The 17,105-nt window shown below is 47.0% G+C and carries 13 protein-coding genes and 1 other annotated feature (1 of these 14 running past the window's edge); of the genes, 11 read left to right on the plus strand and 2 right to left on the minus strand.

Annotated features, from left to right (window positions below):
* Positions 1-2 (plus strand) — a binding site (T-box leader) (it extends 257 nt beyond the left edge of the window).
* A gap of 60 nt (positions 3-62) precedes the next feature.
* Positions 63-2,501 carry a leucine--tRNA ligase gene (leuS, locus tag MMB75_RS02060; RefSeq protein WP_193189785.1) on the plus strand — a complete coding sequence of 813 codons (2,439 nt, stop codon included), beginning with the start codon at positions 63-65 and terminating at the stop codon, positions 2,499-2,501.
* Here leuS and comER read toward each other — a convergent pair.
* Positions 2,482-3,327, minus strand: coding sequence for a late competence protein ComER (gene comER, locus MMB75_RS02065; protein WP_016821631.1), 846 nt, complete (start codon positions 3,325-3,327; stop codon positions 2,482-2,484). The two genes, leuS and comER, sit on opposite strands and share 20 nt — an antisense overlap.
* Positions 3,328-3,616: 289 nt before the next feature.
* Here comER and MMB75_RS02070 point away from each other — a divergent pair, with 289 nt between their 5' ends.
* The 6 genes from MMB75_RS02070 to holA all read left to right on the plus strand — a co-directional run bounded on the left by MMB75_RS02070 (position 3,617) and on the right by holA (position 11,359).
* Positions 3,617-4,273, plus strand: coding sequence for a ComEA family DNA-binding protein (locus MMB75_RS02070; protein WP_016821630.1), 657 nt, complete (start codon positions 3,617-3,619; stop codon positions 4,271-4,273).
* Between the two features lie 85 nt (positions 4,274-4,358).
* Positions 4,359-4,877 carry a deoxycytidylate deaminase gene (locus MMB75_RS02075; protein WP_016821629.1) on the plus strand — a complete coding sequence of 173 codons (519 nt, stop codon included), beginning with the start codon at positions 4,359-4,361 and terminating at the stop codon, positions 4,875-4,877.
* Positions 4,878-5,079: 202 nt separating this feature from the next.
* Positions 5,080-7,698: a ComEC/Rec2 family competence protein gene (locus tag MMB75_RS02080; RefSeq protein ID WP_123797415.1), complete on the plus strand. Its 2,619-nt coding sequence runs from the start codon at positions 5,080-5,082 to the stop codon at positions 7,696-7,698.
* Between the two features lie 407 nt (positions 7,699-8,105).
* Entirely contained in the window at positions 8,106-8,654 is a 549-nt protein-coding gene (locus MMB75_RS02085; RefSeq protein WP_013311184.1) for an RNA polymerase sigma factor, read from the plus strand.
* Positions 8,651-10,114 carry an anti-sigma factor gene (locus MMB75_RS02090; protein ID WP_017428181.1) on the plus strand — a complete coding sequence of 488 codons (1,464 nt, stop codon included), beginning with the start codon at positions 8,651-8,653 and terminating at the stop codon, positions 10,112-10,114. Before MMB75_RS02085 ends, MMB75_RS02090 begins: the two co-directional genes overlap by 4 nt.
* A 213-nt stretch (positions 10,115-10,327) precedes the next feature.
* Positions 10,328-11,359, plus strand: a complete 1,032-nt coding sequence (gene holA, locus MMB75_RS02095; protein ID WP_193189783.1) for a DNA polymerase III subunit delta — start codon at positions 10,328-10,330, stop codon at positions 11,357-11,359.
* 83 nt (positions 11,360-11,442) lie between these two features.
* On the opposite strand, the gene rpsT is transcribed toward holA, so the two are convergent.
* Positions 11,443-11,715, minus strand: coding sequence for a 30S ribosomal protein S20 (gene rpsT, locus MMB75_RS02100; protein ID WP_013372187.1), 273 nt, complete (start codon positions 11,713-11,715; stop codon positions 11,443-11,445).
* A gap of 198 nt (positions 11,716-11,913) precedes the next feature.
* Here rpsT and gpr point away from each other — a divergent pair, with 198 nt between their 5' ends.
* From gpr to lepA, 4 genes are all read left to right on the plus strand, one after another.
* The gene (gpr, locus tag MMB75_RS02105; RefSeq protein WP_016821624.1) at positions 11,914-12,915 is read left to right on the plus strand and encodes a GPR endopeptidase; all 1,002 of its coding nucleotides are present in this window, start codon (positions 11,914-11,916) and stop codon (positions 12,913-12,915) included.
* A 232-nt stretch (positions 12,916-13,147) separates the two neighbouring features.
* Complete coding sequence (locus MMB75_RS02110) at positions 13,148-14,407, plus strand: stage II sporulation protein P (RefSeq protein WP_016821623.1); 1,260 nt, start codon at positions 13,148-13,150, stop codon at positions 14,405-14,407.
* Positions 14,408-14,434: 27 nt separating this feature from the next.
* On the plus strand, positions 14,435-14,944 hold the full coding sequence (locus tag MMB75_RS02115; protein WP_016821622.1) for a hypothetical protein: 510 nt from the start codon (positions 14,435-14,437) through the stop codon (positions 14,942-14,944).
* Between the two features lie 71 nt (positions 14,945-15,015).
* Positions 15,016-16,830, plus strand: coding sequence for a translation elongation factor 4 (lepA, locus tag MMB75_RS02120; protein ID WP_016821621.1), 1,815 nt, complete (start codon positions 15,016-15,018; stop codon positions 16,828-16,830).
* Positions 16,831-17,105 lie beyond the last annotated feature (275 nt).

A 17,105-nucleotide genomic window follows, 5' to 3' on the forward strand; every position in this document is an offset into this window, starting at 1 on the left:
GCGCTGACACGCTACGGGATGCAGAGGTTTTTTGTTGCATACCGTTTGAGGAGGAAAAGACAATGACAGACACACAGCCGAAGCACGGCTATCAACCGCAAAGTATTGAACCAAAATGGCAGAAATATTGGGATGAGAACAAAACGTTCCGCACTGGGGAAGAACCGGGTAAACCGAAGTTTTATGCTTTGGATATGTTTCCGTATCCGTCTGGAGCTGGTCTGCATGTAGGCCACCCGGAGGGATATACAGCTACAGATATTGTTTCACGTTATAAAAGAATGCGTGGCTACAACGTACTGCATCCGATGGGTTGGGACGCCTTTGGTCTGCCTGCCGAACAGCATGCGCTGGATACAGGCGAGCACCCACGCGAAATTACGGTGAAGAACGTAAATAACTTCCGCCGTCAAATCAAATCACTAGGCTTTTCATATGACTGGGATCGTGAAATCAGCACAACTGATCCTGATTATTACAAATGGACACAGTGGATTTTCATCCAGCTGTACAAGCGTGGCCTCGCTTATGTAGCTGAAGTGCCCGTGAACTGGTGCCCAGCACTGGGAACGGTACTGGCGAATGAAGAAGTAATTGATGGTAAGAGTGAGCGTGGCGGTCATCCGGTTATCCGCAAACCCATGCGTCAATGGATGCTGAAAATTACGGAATACGCCGATCGTTTGCTTGACGATCTGGAGGAACTGGACTGGTCCGAAAGCATTAAGGATATGCAGCGGAACTGGATTGGTAAGTCTACCGGGGCAGAGGTTCATTTTCCAATTGAAGGCTATGACGAACAACTCACAGTATTTACAACCCGTCCAGATACATTGTTCGGTGCAAGCTACTGTGTGCTGGCCCCAGAGCAGGAATTGGTGGATATGATCACTACACCTGAGCAAAAGGACGCTGTACAACAGTATCGTGAACAAGCTGCTCGGAAAAGTGACCTGGAGCGTACGGATCTGGCCAAAGATAAAACAGGCGTATTCACAGGAGCTTATGCAGTGAATCCGGTGAACGGCGAAAAGCTGCCAATCTGGATTGCCGACTATGTACTTGCAGGCTACGGAACAGGTGCAATTATGGCAGTACCGGGCCATGATACACGTGACTGGGAATTTGCCAAGAAGTTCGGATTGAAAATCACTGAGGTCGTTCAAGGTGGAGACGTGGACAAAGAGCCATACACCGAGGATGGTCCGCATGTCAATTCAGGCCTGCTGAATGGACTTACCAATGAGGAAGCTATTCCGAAAATGATTGAATGGCTCGAAGCTGAGGGTAAGGGGCAGGGCAAAGTAACCTATCGTCTGCGTGACTGGCTGTTCAGCCGCCAACGTTATTGGGGCGAGCCGATTCCAGTAATTCATCTAGAAGATGGAACGATTAAAACAGTTCCTGAGGATCAACTGCCGCTCGTACTGCCAGAGATGGACAATATCAAGCCTTCAGGTACAGGTGAATCCCCACTGGCGAATGCGACAGATTGGGTAGAAACCGTTGATCCTGAAACAGGTATGAAAGCACGTCGCGAGACAAATACGATGCCGCAATGGGCAGGAAGCTGCTGGTACTACCTGCGCTTTATTGATCCAAAAAATGATAAAGAGCTTGTGTCCAAAGAGAAACAGCGCGAATGGATGCCTGTTGACCTGTATATTGGCGGAGCGGAACATGCGGTTCTTCACTTGCTGTATGCCCGTTTCTGGCACAAGGTGCTGTATGATATCGGCGTAGTGGAAACTAAAGAGCCTTTCTATAAGTTGGTCAACCAGGGTATGATTCTGGGCAACAATAATGAAAAAATGAGTAAATCACGCGGTAATGTCATCAATCCTGACGATATTGTAAATACGTTTGGCGCCGATACGCTGCGTATTTATGAGATGTTTATGGGGCCGCTGGAAGCGACCAAGCCATGGAATGAGAATGGGGTAGAGGGAGCGCATCGTTTTCTGTCCCGCGTATGGCGCCTGTTTGTTTCCGAGGATGGTAGCCTGAACGGAAAAATTAAAAATGACGGCGGTAGCGACGAGTTCAAACGGACCTGGCATAAAACGCTGAAAAAGGTAACCGAGGACCTGGATGCATTGCGTTTCAATACAGCGATCAGCCAGCTGATGATCTTCACCAATGATGCATACAAAGCAGACCTTCTGCCGCGTGCAGCGATGGAAAACTTCGTGCAAATGCTGTCGCCGCTTGCACCGCATCTAGCCGAGGAACTGTGGCAGCTGCTGGGACACAACGAGAGCATTACCTACGCGGCTTGGCCTGCCTATGATGAAGCATGGACGGTAGACGCTGAAGTGGAAATTGTCATTCAGATGAATGGTAAAATCGTACAGCGTGCAACGATTGCCAAAGATCTTGATGCCAAAGCGATGGAAACTTTTGCATTGTCGCTGGACAGCGTTCAGGAAGCACTGGCTGGTAAAACGGTTCGCAAGGTAATTGCTGTTCCGGGTAAGCTGGTTAATATTGTTGCCGGTTAATCGGCTTTAAGCCGAAGGAGGCATCTATCTTTTGCATGTCCTCTTCATACTTGTTGTGCGTGACCCGTATTAGCTCAGGGAAGACACTATGCAGGCTGATGTCTAACAACGCAAGAGCTTCAGCGGTTATACCTCCGGGAACCGCTACTCTTGCTTGTAACTCGGCTGGTGTCATCCCGCCTTCCGTGAGCAGCTTTCCAGTGCCGATGATCATTTCACCGGCCAATGCGCATAGTTCTGTACGGTCTATACCCGTAGCTTGAACTGCGGCTTGAATCCACTGGTCCATAAAAAAGGCCAAGAAAGCAGGGCCGCAGCTCGAAAAATCCGATGTGATCCGTGTGTGAGACTCTTTAACCCGAATTGGCCTGCTGATGTGGGACATAAGCTCTTCCAGAAGGGAGCGATCCTCCTCTGTAATCCGGTTTCCATGGATGCACAGTGAGGCTCCGCTTCCAATCTGGTGAGTGATACTCGGAATAATTTTGGACACCTTGGCTTTCAGTGCATGCTCCAAAATACGGATCTGTACTGGACTTGTGATAGAAACGACGATCTGCTCTTCTGTAATGACATTGCGTATTTCATCCGTTACGGTTTTTGATTCCAGCGGCTTCACGCAGATAAATAGGATATCGCTTTCCGCTGCCGTCTCACGGTTGCTTTGGGCTGCATGCAAACCTGGATAACGACGGGCTAGCTCGGTTACCTTGGAATACGTTCGGTTGCTTGCTAATATTTGCTGCGGTTTGAGTGCGTCCGAATGAATAAAAGATTCGATTAGCAGACTTCCCATGCTGCCAGTCCCGATAAATCCAACTTTCATTGTTCAACGTCCTCCTTTCATACTTTGCGGTATAGACGCTGTGCTGTCATTCTTCTTAGTGTATGCACTTGGTCTTGGCCGACATGACGAATTTTATGTCTGAGCACATTAGATCGTGCCTGGGGTCGTACCACCCTTGTGTATAAATACTCACAGCGATACCGTATGGAGGTGTTTACAACCTCCGGTTTGACGGGAATTGAACAGACTTGCTCTGTTTAATTGAGACGGTGTTTTCAGTCGGCTCAAAATTCTCGAAATCCATGTGGAGTAGGGGACGATACGAAAAATGAAACGCGTATGGACAGGAACGGCAATAACGCTTGCTGTAATCGGGAGTGGACTTATTTTGTTTGCTGGAGGGCAGCGAACTGAGCCACAAGAAGAGTGGAGTTTGCTTAACCATAAGGTGGAGCAGGCTTTGGCGATAGAGTCGCAGCCAATTGAGTCACAGCGCAGCAGTGAGTATGCCGAAGGAAAGCATGCTGTAAAAGAGGCTTCAGACCAAGCTGAACGCAGTGCGAATGACGAAGCTGTTGACAATGTGAAGCATAATACTAAGCAGAGTTCTACGGGTATATCTGCTGATTTAAGTGAAAACTCTGAACACTCCATGGCGGGGAATTCAAGTACCGTAAAGCAGTCAGATGTTGCGGATTCGAGATCAGACACAGCTGTTGCCAGTTCGAATGCTGCAACGACGAGTAGGACAAATACGGTGAATGATTCGGCTACTCCATCCGTTTCCGGTGAAAAAAAGGTGAACATTAACACAGCGACTGCTGCCGAGTTAATGGAGCTGCCGGGAGTTGGGGCTAAAAAGGCCGAGGCTATTTTGAACTATCGTAATCAGCACGGGCTGTTCAAACGTGTGAACGATTTGGATCATGTAAAGGGAATCGGAGCTAAAATGTTAGCGAAAATGAAGCCGTATGTTAGCTTATAACTTATTTAAGTTTACGGTGTAGGCTTTGAGAGTGGCTGTAACGGATATGTTTTACGTTTAACTTGTTTATACGGGAGAGATGGAAATGAGTGCAGATGTACGCAAGGACTGGGACACCTATTTCATGGATATCGCTTATATGGTATCCACCCGTTCGCGCTGCTCGCGGCGTCATGTTGGAGCCGTACTTGTGCAAGGTAAGAAGCTATTGGGGACGGCCTATAATGGAGCACCATCCGGGGTGCCTGACTGTTCTGAGGCAGGCTGTATGATCTCGGAGGAATATGAGGTCGTTCACCGTGATGGACGGGAGGAAATGGTTAAGAAGCAGCGTTGTATTCGCACTATTCATGCGGAGCAGAACCTGCTGCTGTTTACTGACCGGATTGACCGTGAAGGCTCCTCAGTATATGTCACCGACCAGCCGTGCTGGACGTGTGCCAATATGCTGGCGAACAGCGGCATTGTGGAGATTGTATATCACCGACCTTATCCAAAAGATGCCGACAAGGTTCGAGCTATGATGGAGGAAAAGGGAATCGCCTTTCGCATGCTGGAGACTTATCATCCACCGCAGGAAACGCTGATGGATGTTAAGGATTAAATAATAACGAGGAAGAACCTCTGACAATGTTATTTTGTCAGGGGTTCTTTTTTTGTTTTGTGTGTTGACAGAAAGCAATGTTTGCTAATGGGAAGGTGATTGTATTCAAGCCCAACTTGTGTTTGCTAGGCCTATATTAAGCCTCACTGTTTGTTGGATTATAGGAAGTGCGGGAGCGTGTCTGTATTCGGGACGTATACTTTTGGTGCTGTGGGCGGGAATTACTCTGGTTTTCCCGCTTATAGCTTTATTGATGAAAATTCCTATCCGACATATGGTATTGCTATGGATTGCATTGAGTGGTGGTGGATTTCATTGGTTTTGGCATGATACGCATAACGTGAGCAGTATTCCTGGTGCACTTCATGTATCTTCTTCTGTCATAGAAGACATGCCTGTTCAAGCAGCAGGGTTTATTGCTTCAGAAGTTGAGATTGATGGTGATCGCGCGCAGTTTGAGATGAGAGTTACTTCAATTCATCACTTTGCCAGTCATTCCAATAAGGATGAACATCGGGGGTCTATTTCTGAACAGGCCATTGTTCATATCAAGTTGGCTGCGAAGCAGGAACAGCAACTTGCGGCAGCATGGCAGCGTGGGGATGCAATCCTGCTGCGTGGCAGCTTAAAGGCACCAGCAAAAGCGGGGAACTTTGGTAGCTTTGATTACAGTGAGTACCTGCACACGCAGGAAATTCACTGGCTTATCAAGGGGGCTGGAGCCGCCTCGTTACAGAGGCAGAAGGCTTCACTGTGGAACCGCTACACATTATTGAGATGGAATGATCAGCTTAGAGAGCAGTTAGGTCAGAAAATGGAATCTGCTTTTACATCACTTCTTCACGCAGGATATATGAAAGGTCTGATACTTGGGGTTACAGATGAGCTGGACCCAGCAACGTATAATGAATTTACGCAGCTTGGTTTAACGCATATTTTGGCGATATCAGGTATGCATGTGGCGGTATATGCGGCCACATTATTATATTTACTCAAGCTGTTACGAGTTAGCCGTGAAACCTCCCTTACGATTGTGATGGTACTGATTCCGGCTTATGTGCTGCTGACAGGTGCTTCTCCCTCTGTTGTAAGAGCAGGGATTATGGCGATGATCGGCTTGTTTGCAGCTCGGCGAGGGTTGCTCAAAGACGGACTTAATATTTTAAGTGTATCTGCGTTGCTTATGCTGCTATGGAATCCATACTACCTGCTTAGCGTCAGCTTTCAGCTTTCCTTTTTGGTGACAGGTGGGTTGCTCATATATATGCCGCTTATGAAGCCGTTTTTCGCCAAATGGCCCCTCCTGATCGGTGGTGAAGTTGCGATCACAATTACGGCACAGCTTGTTTCGTTTCCAATGACGGTGTTCTACTTTAATCAATTTTCGATATTATCATTTGCGGCTAATTTTTTACTTGTCCCCCTAATTACATATATCGTGCTTCCACTAGGTACGGTGGCAATGGGAATGGCCTTTTTATGGGGGGAGGGGGCTCGCATCCTTGCGTGGCCAGCGGAGCAATTAAACGATCTAACCTTTTCGCTTGTGAAATGGATGAATGTGGATGATGCTTATGTGAGTATTTGGCCGTCTTCTTCTATTCTGTGGGTTCTGGCATATTACGCAGCTTTGTACAGCGTTCTGTACTGGCTCAAAACATGGTTGATATCTCGAAGGCAAACAGGCGACATTTCCGATGTGAAATCTAATCCCATAGCTTCACCTGTGCATACAGGACTAGCGGCTTCTGCCGAGTGGGCGGCTATTTTGCAAACGGATCATGAACCGAAGGGTGCAGGGAAATTTGCGCATCGACAGTGGGATGGATATCGTCATGTGGCACTGGCTTTAAGTGGTATTGCCTGGCTTGGCATACTATGTATAGGGTACCAATCTCCTAGTGAAAGAAACACGGGAGTTGTTCAATATCTGGATGTGGGCCAAGGTGATAGCATTTTAATTACAACGCCGGGAGGAAAACATATTTTGGTAGATGGCGGGGGTACGATGGACTTTGCAACAGGGAAAAATGCTTGGCGCAAGCGTATAGATCCCTACGAGGTTGGCGCGGATACGATTGTCCCTTTGCTAAAGCAACGTGGGGTGCATCGGCTGGACGCTGTCATTTTAACGCATGGAGACCATGATCATGCCGGAGGACTACAGGCTATATTTGACCAGATTCCCGTAACCACCTTGTTTTTTAATGGTACCCTAACAGACAAAGCTCCATTTCGAAAGTTGTTAAACACGGCTTTGAACAAGCAGATCAAGCTGTACGGTGCACATCATAGCATGGAGTGGGAACCAGACCGGGATACGACAATTCGCTTTCTCTATCCGTTTAAGCTGGAGGAGAACGAATCTGGGCAGTTGCCTGTTATGAAGGAACAGAATCATTATTCCGTTGCCATGATTTTAGAGATGGAGGGGGTCTCGTTTTTATTCACAGGAGATATGGATGATGCCGCAGAGTCGCTGTTGATTTCTGAATTAACCCATTCTTCATCCCATGTGAAAGCTCAGGGAGCAATAGGAGCTGCAAGGAAAGCTGTAGACGTTATGAAAGTGGCACATCACGGAAGTAAGTATTCCACCTCGGAAGAGTGGTTGTCCTATTGGCAGCCGAAAGTATCCGTCATTTCAGTTGGTGCAAGCAACACTTATGGACATCCGAATCAAGCAGTATTGGAACGTTTGGCGGAGGTTGATTCTGCCATATATCGAACAGATACAATGGGAGAGGTGCAGATTCGTGCGCAGCAAGGTAAGCTGAGTGTTCGGTATCAACGCAGACGTGAACAGACGAATTCAAAATGATTTTGTTAAAATCATCTTCAACTACAAAAAAGCAGGCTTGTAACAGCCAAGAACCTGCCTGCCGTTAAATCAGATAAGGTATATCAATTCTTAATCGACGATTTTTATTTTCAAGATCCGATTGCTCTATCTTATCGATTACAACTCATATCTGATTTTCTGATTTCTAAGAAGTGACAAAATGTTTCATGCAGTTTAATAGGTCTAGTATTTAGATGTATGTAGGGGCTGAGGGAAGGTGACTACCTTCCCTTTTTCTGTTATTCTAAGGGAGGATACAATGGGGATTCTGGGCATTTTGTTATAATTTTTTTTATTAAAAAAATAAAATTAGCGTCAGACGTCTATCCTGCAACAATTTGCAAAAGGGATACGTCTGTAATATTGCAGGGAGAGGGGGATCCTTTGTGGTAGAGCAGGGACTCATCCGAGCCGCTCAATCGGGCGATCGCGACGCTCTCATTACCCTATTAAGAGAGATAGAACAGCATGTGTACCGTACGGCATATTACATTCTAAATAATGAGCAGGACGCCATGGATGCTTCACAAGAAGCCCTCATACGAATATATTCCAAAATTAACTCTTATGAGGAAAAAGCACAGTTTAAAACCTGGGTCCAGCGCATTGTAACGAACATATGCATCGACAAATTCAGAAGAACAAAGCCTTCGGTTTCCATTGACGAGCATGACATGATATTTAACGACCCCCAAAACGTGGAGGTTGAGGTGTTAACCTCTTACATGGCACAGGATGTTCGTGAGGCTATACAACAGCTCCCGGAACACCACCGGACGGTAATTGTCCTGAGATATTTGCAGGATTTCTCTTATAACGAGATTGCCGATTCTCTGGATTTGCCGCTAAATACGGTCAAGTCATACTTGTATCGTGCAAGACAGCAATTGCAAGGGCTACTTCAGGAATATCAGAAAGGTGGTGTATCAGGATGAAGTGTGGAGAAGAGGTGATGGATTGGATGCAGCGTTATGTGGATCATGAACTGGGCGAAGAAGAGACGTCCCAATTAATGAACCATATTGCGACTTGCCCGGACTGTGCGGAAAAATTCCATATTCTTCAGACACTCTCTCGCGAGCTGGAGGAATTGCCTGCGGTTTCCCCGGCGTTCAGCCTGGTGGATTCCATCATGCCTCAGCTTGATGCCATTGACCGCGCACGTGAAGAGCAGGGAAGCGCGCTTCAGGAAATGCAGCCTGTAGCTGCTGATCCAGAGTCTGGAGCAGGGCCTAGACAACGTACTCAGCCTATACCTTGGTGGAACAGGGTGGGAGGGCGTGCTGCCATGGGCGTGGCTGCCGCTGCCGTTGTACTGGGGATTGTAGTATTCAACTTTGAGCCTAAAACAGTGCAGGATGCGGAAGGTATACTTACATCCCAGTCACCCGAGGTGACAAGCCAGCAGACTCAGACGGAAATTCCAGGTACGACCAATGGGAGTGGAGGACGTGATGCAGCCATTGGAGCGGAATCGACCAAGCAGCCATCTGAACAGGGACAAGGTGCTGATTCCTCTCTGACACCTGCAGATAAGGAACCTGACCTGGGCAACCAGGGAACAGACAGTTCAGATAGCGAAAAGAATCCTTCCAAACAGGATGCTGGGAAGGTCGATGACCAGCAAGCTGGCGAGGAACCTTCAACAAAGTCTGCACCGACTAAGCATTCATCCCATCAGGATGAAAAGCAGGGACAGCCGAACGTCGATCGTCAGGCGACAAAGGATGACTCGCCTGCAGATGCTCCTACATCCGATGACAAACAGCTAAGACAGAAAAAATCTGATCAACCCACGATTGCTCCTGATGAACAGCTGGATCCGAAAATGGAAAAGGCACCTTTAGCGGGTACGAGTACCGCTCAGGAGGATAATAGCGATGATACAAGTACAAATGATGCATCTTCGTCGCTTAGCCAGGAATTAAAGGTACAGAGTCGAATTGCCTCAAATGAAACGTCGAAAGATGCGACATCCAAAAGTGTCACCAAGGATGCGGGGAACTCTTTAGGGGCGGATAGCAGCAATGCCGATTCTAATGATCAGCAATCATCGGTGTCACAAGACCCGGTTCGTAGAGAAGGCTTTGTATCTAATTCGCTGGTCTCTCCGGACAGTAATAATGCTTCCACCTATGGTGCCCAGTCGGCCTCTACAGATCAGTTCAACTCGCCTGATGGTAGCTATGCGGTGGCTATTGAGGGCAAAAAGCTGAAAGTGTATAAGCTTTCCGATAACGGTGTAGACCGAACAACACTGGAAGTCCGTACCCTGAAGGGTGCTTGGGTCAAAGGAAGCTGGTCAGATGACAGCCAGACCTTTATGTATGAGACAGAGCAGGATGGGACTGCAAGTAAATATACGTACACCGTTCCGCGTGGCACTGGAAAATAGTTTTCGTAAGTGGCACACTTTTTAGAAACAGAGAATAAACTATATGAACCGACGTCGTATCCCGACGGCCGAAAGTTTCTAGAGCTTTCTGCTGCCGTGTTGATATAGATGGTGGTGAAGGGATTCTGCCTAAAGGTGGGGTCCCTTTGTTTGTGTCATGACTTGCCTTCCGGTCGGATGTCAGGTACGATCAGTGGGTGGGGGGAACGGAAAATGGATGTAAAAACAGCCTCTAAGGCTATTCGTAAAGGTGATATTTCGCCAGTGTATCTGTTATATGGCAATGAAAAATATCAAATGAAGCAGTTTGTTGAGATGCTAAAAGAGAAGGTGGTCGAGGAGGAGCATCGTGACTTCGCCATTAGTTCTTATGATTTAACCGAGACGCCAATTGAGGTGGTTGTAGAGGACGCAGAAACAGCGCCTTTTCTGGTGCCAAAGAAGCTAATTATTGTACGGGATACCAGTGTATTTGCAGCAGGCAAAGATAACGGCAAAATAGAGCACCGTCTTGAGACGCTGTTGACTTACATGGATAACCCGACTGACTATAGCGTCATCGTTTTTACGGTTCAGGCTGAAAAGTTGGATGAACGGAAAAAGATCGTCAAGAAACTGAAAAGTGATGCCTCAGTTATTGCTTTCGCCCCTATGGGTGGAGATGATCTTGTGGGTTGGGTCCATAAGCGTGCAGCAGAAAGAGAAGTGCAGTTGGCAGCAGGAGCGGCTGAGAGACTCATTCAATACACGGGTGTCGGGCTTCAATCCTTGGCAGCCGAGATAGATAAGCTGTGCTTGTACGCAGGAGCGCAGGGAACGATCTCATCCGCTGACATTGAATCCCTTGTGCCTCGTAATACAGAGCAGAACGTATTTGCGATGGTCGAGGATCTGGCTAATTTGCGGCTGGATAAGGCGCTCAGTATTTTTTATGAATTGCTTAAGCAAAAAGAAGAACCCATCAAGATAGCAGCTTTGATCACACGGCAGTTTCGTATTATGTTGCAGGTCAAAGAGCTGGCAGGTCAAAGCTATTCTCAGCAACAAATTGCGAGTCAGCTCAGCTTGCATCCTTATGGGGTGAAAGTTGCAGGGGATCAAGCACGACGCTTCCGTTCTGAGCAGCTGCGCCAGCTTCTCTATGAACTGGGCGAACTGGACTATCATATGAAGACAGGTGTCGTTGACAAGGTGCTGGGACTGGAACTGTTTTTAATGAAAATGGGGGCAGGCGCTTCAATCTAATCTCATAAAGTTATAAACTAAAAAATCCTGATCAGCCAAGGCTGGTCAGGATTTTTTCATTAACGTATAAAAGTAGCTCGTGCTTACGCTTGAGCTGTAAGAGCGTTAAGTTTTTTCGCCAAGCGGGACTTCTTGCGAGCAGCTGCATTTTTGTGGATCAGACCTTTAGTTACAGCCTTGTCCAGCTTTTGGGAAGCCACTTTGAAAGCAGCAGCAGCAGCTTCAGCTTCGTTACCTACCAACGCTGTATCGGCAGCTTTAACTGCTGTACGAAGCGCGGATTTTTGGGAAGCGTTCAACGCACGGCGTTTGTCGCTAGTTTTAACGCGTTTGATAGCGGATTTGATGTTTGGCATTACATTCACCTCCTGTAAAGGCATTACTTATGAACACAAACGTTTCACAACTTAAAATATTTTAGCATGCCACACCTCAAATTGCAATAAGAAAACATTCTGAGACGATGCAAATTACAGGATGAAAATGGATGTGCATAAACCTGTTGGGTGTCTCGCACACTATAACCAGAGATGGTATATAAGGAGGTTTAAAAGATGGATCTGGATTTGCAGAAGTATGCGGTACGCACGGATTTGGCATTAGAGGCAAGAGAGCTGGCAGAACGGAATCAGCCTGTCCCGCTGACGGGTATAAATGAGAATGTGGAGGAAGATAACGGGATTAAAATTACGCGGCTGGATGTATTAAATGAGGAAGGAGCCAACCGTATTGGGCGGGTACAAGGGCATTACGTTACGCTCGAAGTACCTGGCTTGCGTGAAGGCGACACTGGACTCCAACAACGGGTAGCCATTGCCTTTGCAAAAGAAATGGAGCATTTTATACAAAAAATAGGGATCTCTAAGGTGGCAAGGGTGCTGGTGGTAGGGCTGGGGAATTGGAACGTTACTCCTGATTCGCTGGGTCCGCTTGTCGTTGAAAATTTAATGGTCACCCGTCAATATTTTGAACTGACACCTGATCAGATCAACCCTGGATATCGGGATGTGAGTGCGATTGCGCCGGGTGTTCTTGGTATCACGGGAATCGAATCCAGTGAGATCGTTCAAGGTATTGTGGACCGCACAAAACCAGAGCTGATTATTGCTATTGATGCTTTGGCGTCACGTTCACTGGAGCGTGTCAATACGACCATCCAGGTAGCGGATATCGGAATACATCCGGGTTCAGGTATTGGCAACAAGCGCCGCGGTATCACCAAGGATATTATGGGGGTTCCGTGTATTGCTATCGGCGTTCCAACGGTATGCTATGCTTCGACCATCGTCAATAATGTAATCGAACTGATGAAAACGCATTTTACCAAAGAAAAGGCTTCTACCAAAGTAATTCTGGGAATGTTGGATGATATTTCAGAACCTGAGAGACTCGGGCTGGTGAGAGAGGTACTTCAACCGCTGGGGCATGATTTGATTGTGACTCCAAAAGAGATCGATGAATTTATTGAAGATATCGCGAATATCATTGCGACCGGTTTGAACGCAGCTCTACATGAGGCTGTTGATCCCGACAATGTCGCCGCTTATACGCATTAATGAAAGGCTAGCAAAACCATCTTTCTAAGACACGACAGAAAATCTCTATTTAACAGGTAGCCTATCTCTTTCAAAAAGGGATGGGCTTGTCCTGTAGATAGAGATTTTTGTGTTCTAGTAATTGTTCTCCGTTCATAGAGTTGAAGTATAAGAGATTTCCGAAACAGATAGGAACCCTGTGTTCTGAATGTAATAAGCGGGTTTCGACGGGACGAAGGAGGACAAGGCTCACATGAAAAAGATTCAGACCTGGAACGTCGGAAGATGGAGAAGAAAAGGTATCGAAATTTTGGCAATGGGACATACGCTTGTGCTGCTCATCATGGGCTCGGCGCTTTTATTTGTCGTTTTGGGACTAGGGGGGCTGGCAGAAAATCGTTTGCAAACTTCTCCTGTTTCTTCGATGAAAGGATTGGCAGGCTCGGTGTCCAGTGGTTTTTTCGCGGATATGCTAGGTATGGAGGTACCTCATTTGGCACAAAAGAAACAGCATTCTTCGTTGTCGGGTGAACAATGGTCGCCATTTGTTTTTCAGATGCTTACAGGTATTAATCCGCAAGATCCCAAAAGTCTCATTTCTCGTGAAATTCCTGGCATGGCTGCTGGAGCGCCTGTCATGCTGCGCAAGGGTTCGGGGAACATCAAGGTAGAGGGTCCTACGGATTATCAGCCTGATCAGGGAACGACAGATACCCCTGGGATCTCAAACGCAGCTGAGAACCCGCCGTCTACTACGCCGGATATTCCGACAACACCGGAAACAGACCCTGCACGTGGGGATGATCCAGGTGATTCCGTCAAAGGGGAGAAGCGTATATTAATCTACCATTCTCATCCCAGAGAAGCATATAACCCATTACTGAGCAAAACCAGTTCCAACCCCAATTCAGGCTCTAAGTCAGCTAATGTATCAAGGGTAGGAGACTTTGTAAAGAAGAGACTGGAAAAGCAAGGGATATCTACACTGCATGTAAACAAGGATTATGCCACCACAGTTCAAAATTACAATTGGAACTACTCCTATAAATATTCACGCACAACAGTCAAGGAGGCTTTGGCTCAAAATAAAGGTTTAACTTATCTGCTCGATATTCATCGTGATTCCCAACGTCATGGAAAAACAACAGCCACGATTAATGGACTTTCTTATGCCAAAGTGTATTTTATTATCGGACATGACAACAAAAATTGGCGCAAAAATGAAGCTTTTGCTGCTCGCATTCATGAAAAGCTGGAAAAATCATATCACGGCGTATCGCGCGGTGTATGGGGAAAAGATGGCGGCAAAGGAAACAATGGTGAATACAATCAAAGCTTGTCTTCTCATAGCATTTTGATCGAAATCGGAGGGATTGACAACACCGAGGAGGAGTTAAAACGAACTTCTGACGTTTTGGCGGACATGATCAGTGAAGTGTATTGGGAGGATCAGAAAGCACAGAAGGCGGGTACCAACGTATCTGACACCAAAAAGAACAACAGCGGTAATTAAATAAGGTAGCAGTTAGGGGGGGATATAATGACTGGACATTTTCGTAAAAAAGCGCTTGGATTTGTGCTTCTGATCGGAGCAGGCGTATTACTTGGCATGCAGCTGGCAGGCTCTGGCCTGCGCTCAGTCTATGGCCCGGAATGGGACGAGAATCCAGTTTCATCGGTGAATCAACAGAAAGTTGATTATGAGCAGACGGTGATTGAAGATACCCCGGCAGCTAATGCCCGAGCGTATAATCGTACGTATAATACAAGTGGAAAGGTCGAGTTTGAGCCACAAACGGACACGAATGAAGGAAAAACAAACGAACGAAGTGAGGAGCAGACCGCACGCTGGACACATGAATGGGATACGAAGACTGCTCAGAATGACAATATTCGGCAGGGCCTAGAGACGCCTCGTGAGCTGCTAGCCGTAAAGGCGCAGCAGGCTTCGGTGGATACCATGGCCGATAAAACGGCTGGGCTGCTTCAAAACCTGTCAAGACAAGGTATTCGCTGGGTTGTATCTGTATTTGACGGGGTAACAGAATAGAAATATTGCTGCCCCCCCTTACAACTGCTATAATAAGCTGATTGATACTAGGCATTGTGTGGGGGTAAGGCATGACTGACATTTTGGCAAGACAACGTAAAATTCGGAACTTTAGTATCATTGCACATATAGACCATGGTAAATCCACGCTGGCTGACCGGATCTTGGAGTACACCGGTGCACTCACTTCCCGCGAAATGCAGGAGCAAGTGCTTGACCAGATGGAACTGGAGCGGGAGCGCGGGATTACAATTAAGCTCCAGGCAGTGCGACTCACCTATAAGGCCGATGACGGCGAAGAGTACATTTTGAATTTGATTGATACACCGGGACACGTCGATTTTACCTATGAGGTATCTCGTAGTTTGGCAGCCTGCGAAGGTGCTTTGCTGGTAGTAGACGCAGCGCAGGGGATTGAGGCGCAGACATTGGCTAACGTTTATTTGGCGCTCGACAACAATCTGGAGATTTTGCCAGTGCTTAACAAGATTGATTTGCCAAGTGCTGATCCTGAACGGGTAAAGCAGGAAATCGAGGATGTTATCGGTTTGGACACGAGTGAAACTGTACATGCTTCAGCCAAAGCTGGAATCGGTATCAAGGAAATTTTGGAACAGGTGGTCAGAAGTGTGCCTGCTCCGCAAGGAAATCCGGATAATCCGCTTAAGGCGCTTATTTTCGATTCGCATTATGATCCTTATAAAGGCGTAATCGTATATGTACGTGTTGTGGACGGCAGTATCCGTGCGGGTTCGAAAATTAAAATGATGGCGACTGACAAAACGTTTGAGGTTATCGAGGTTGGAGCTTTCATGCCACGTATGACGATCGTGGATGAGCTAAATATCGGTGATGTTGGTTTTATCGTGGCCGGAATCAAGCATGTGGGCGACACTCGTGTCGGGGATACGGTAACGGATGCCAAAAATCCAACACCAGAACCGATGCCAGGCTATCGGAAAATTAATCCGATGGTGTATTGCGGTCTGTATCCGATTGAAACATCGGAATACAACGATCTGCGTGAGGCGCTTGAAAAGCTGCAGCTGAACGATGCTTCGCTCAGCTTTGAACCGGAAACATCCAGTGCGCTGGGCTTCGGTTTCCGTTGCGGTTTCCTTGGTCTGCTGCATATGGACGTTATTCAGGAACGTATTGAACGTGAATTCAATATTCCGTTGATTACAACGGCACCAAGCGTAATTTACCGTGTACAATTGACTAATGGGGAAACGATCGAAATCGATAACCCATCCAACTACCCGGAAGTGGGACGTATTGAACATGTACAAGAGCCATATGTTAAGGCAGGCATCATCGTGCCCAATGATTACGTAGGTACGGTTATGGAGCTTTGTCAGAACAAGCGTGGTGAGTACGTGAACATGGAGTACCTAGATACAACACGGGTAACAATTACGTACCAGATTCCTTTGTCTGAAATCGTATATGATTTCTTTGATCAGCTTAAATCCAGCACCAAAGGCTATGCTTCCTTTGACTATGAGATTTCAGGCTATCGCCAATCTAATCTGGTGAAGATGGATATTCTGTTGAATGGTGAGCAGGTCGATGCGCTATCGTTCATCGTGCATAGAGATCGAGCTTACCACCGCGGCCGTATCATTTGTGAGAAGCTGCGCGAGTTGATCCCGCGGCAAATGTTCGAGGTGCCAATCCAGGCATCTGTAGGAACAAAGGTTGTTGCGCGTGAAACCGTTAAGGCTATGCGTAAAAACGTCTTGGCCAAATGTTATGGCGGCGATATTTCCCGTAAACGGAAGCTGCTTGAGAAGCAAAAAGAAGGCAAGAAGCGTATGAAGCAGGTCGGTAACGTAGAAGTACCACAGGAAGCATTTATGGCGGTACTGAAGATAGATGAGTAAAGCAGTTTGAAGTATTCGTCCATTCTTTCATGGGGCATTTGCCATGCATGGAGAATGGACGTTCTTTATTTGAGCAAGCTATTCAGGACAGAGAGCTCGTTCAAGTTACAATCAGCGTAACAAAGCATAGTATCATTAAAACTTTAGAGTAATTCTTAAAGCAGTGTCTCTTTTACTGCAACACCTACACCACAAAAATGGGCCGACTCGTGGTGGGCAGCAGCGGAGGGGGCCATTTGAATCTGGAGAAGCGTAGCGTTCGCCTTTACTCCCCA

The organism is Paenibacillus sp. P2(2022) (assembly GCF_029522175.1).
In the GTDB taxonomy this organism is placed as follows: Bacteria; Bacillota; Bacilli; order Paenibacillales; family Paenibacillaceae; genus Paenibacillus; species Paenibacillus polymyxa.

What these genes read in the sequence shown, in the direction of transcription:
- gpr (WP_016821624.1), top strand. Translation starts at nt 11,914, where the DNA reads ATGGATCTGGATTTGCAGAAGTATGCGGTACGCACGGATTTGGCATTA.
- holA (WP_193189783.1), top strand. Translation starts at nt 10,328, where the DNA reads ATGGATGTAAAAACAGCCTCTAAGGCTATTCGTAAAGGTGATATTTCG.
- MMB75_RS02090 (WP_017428181.1), top strand. Translation starts at nt 8,651, where the DNA reads ATGAAGTGTGGAGAAGAGGTGATGGATTGGATGCAGCGTTATGTGGAT.
- MMB75_RS02115 (WP_016821622.1), top strand. Translation starts at nt 14,435, where the DNA reads ATGACTGGACATTTTCGTAAAAAAGCGCTTGGATTTGTGCTTCTGATC.
- lepA (WP_016821621.1), top strand. Translation starts at nt 15,016, where the DNA reads ATGACTGACATTTTGGCAAGACAACGTAAAATTCGGAACTTTAGTATC.
- MMB75_RS02070 (WP_016821630.1), top strand. Translation starts at nt 3,617, where the DNA reads ATGAAACGCGTATGGACAGGAACGGCAATAACGCTTGCTGTAATCGGG.
- leuS (WP_193189785.1), top strand. Translation starts at nt 63, where the DNA reads ATGACAGACACACAGCCGAAGCACGGCTATCAACCGCAAAGTATTGAA.
- comER (WP_016821631.1), bottom strand. Translation starts at nt 3,327, where the DNA reads ATGAAAGTTGGATTTATCGGGACTGGCAGCATGGGAAGTCTGCTAATC.
- MMB75_RS02075 (WP_016821629.1), top strand. Translation starts at nt 4,359, where the DNA reads ATGAGTGCAGATGTACGCAAGGACTGGGACACCTATTTCATGGATATC.
- rpsT (WP_013372187.1), bottom strand. Translation starts at nt 11,715, where the DNA reads ATGCCAAACATCAAATCCGCTATCAAACGCGTTAAAACTAGCGACAAA.
- MMB75_RS02110 (WP_016821623.1), top strand. Translation starts at nt 13,148, where the DNA reads ATGAAAAAGATTCAGACCTGGAACGTCGGAAGATGGAGAAGAAAAGGT.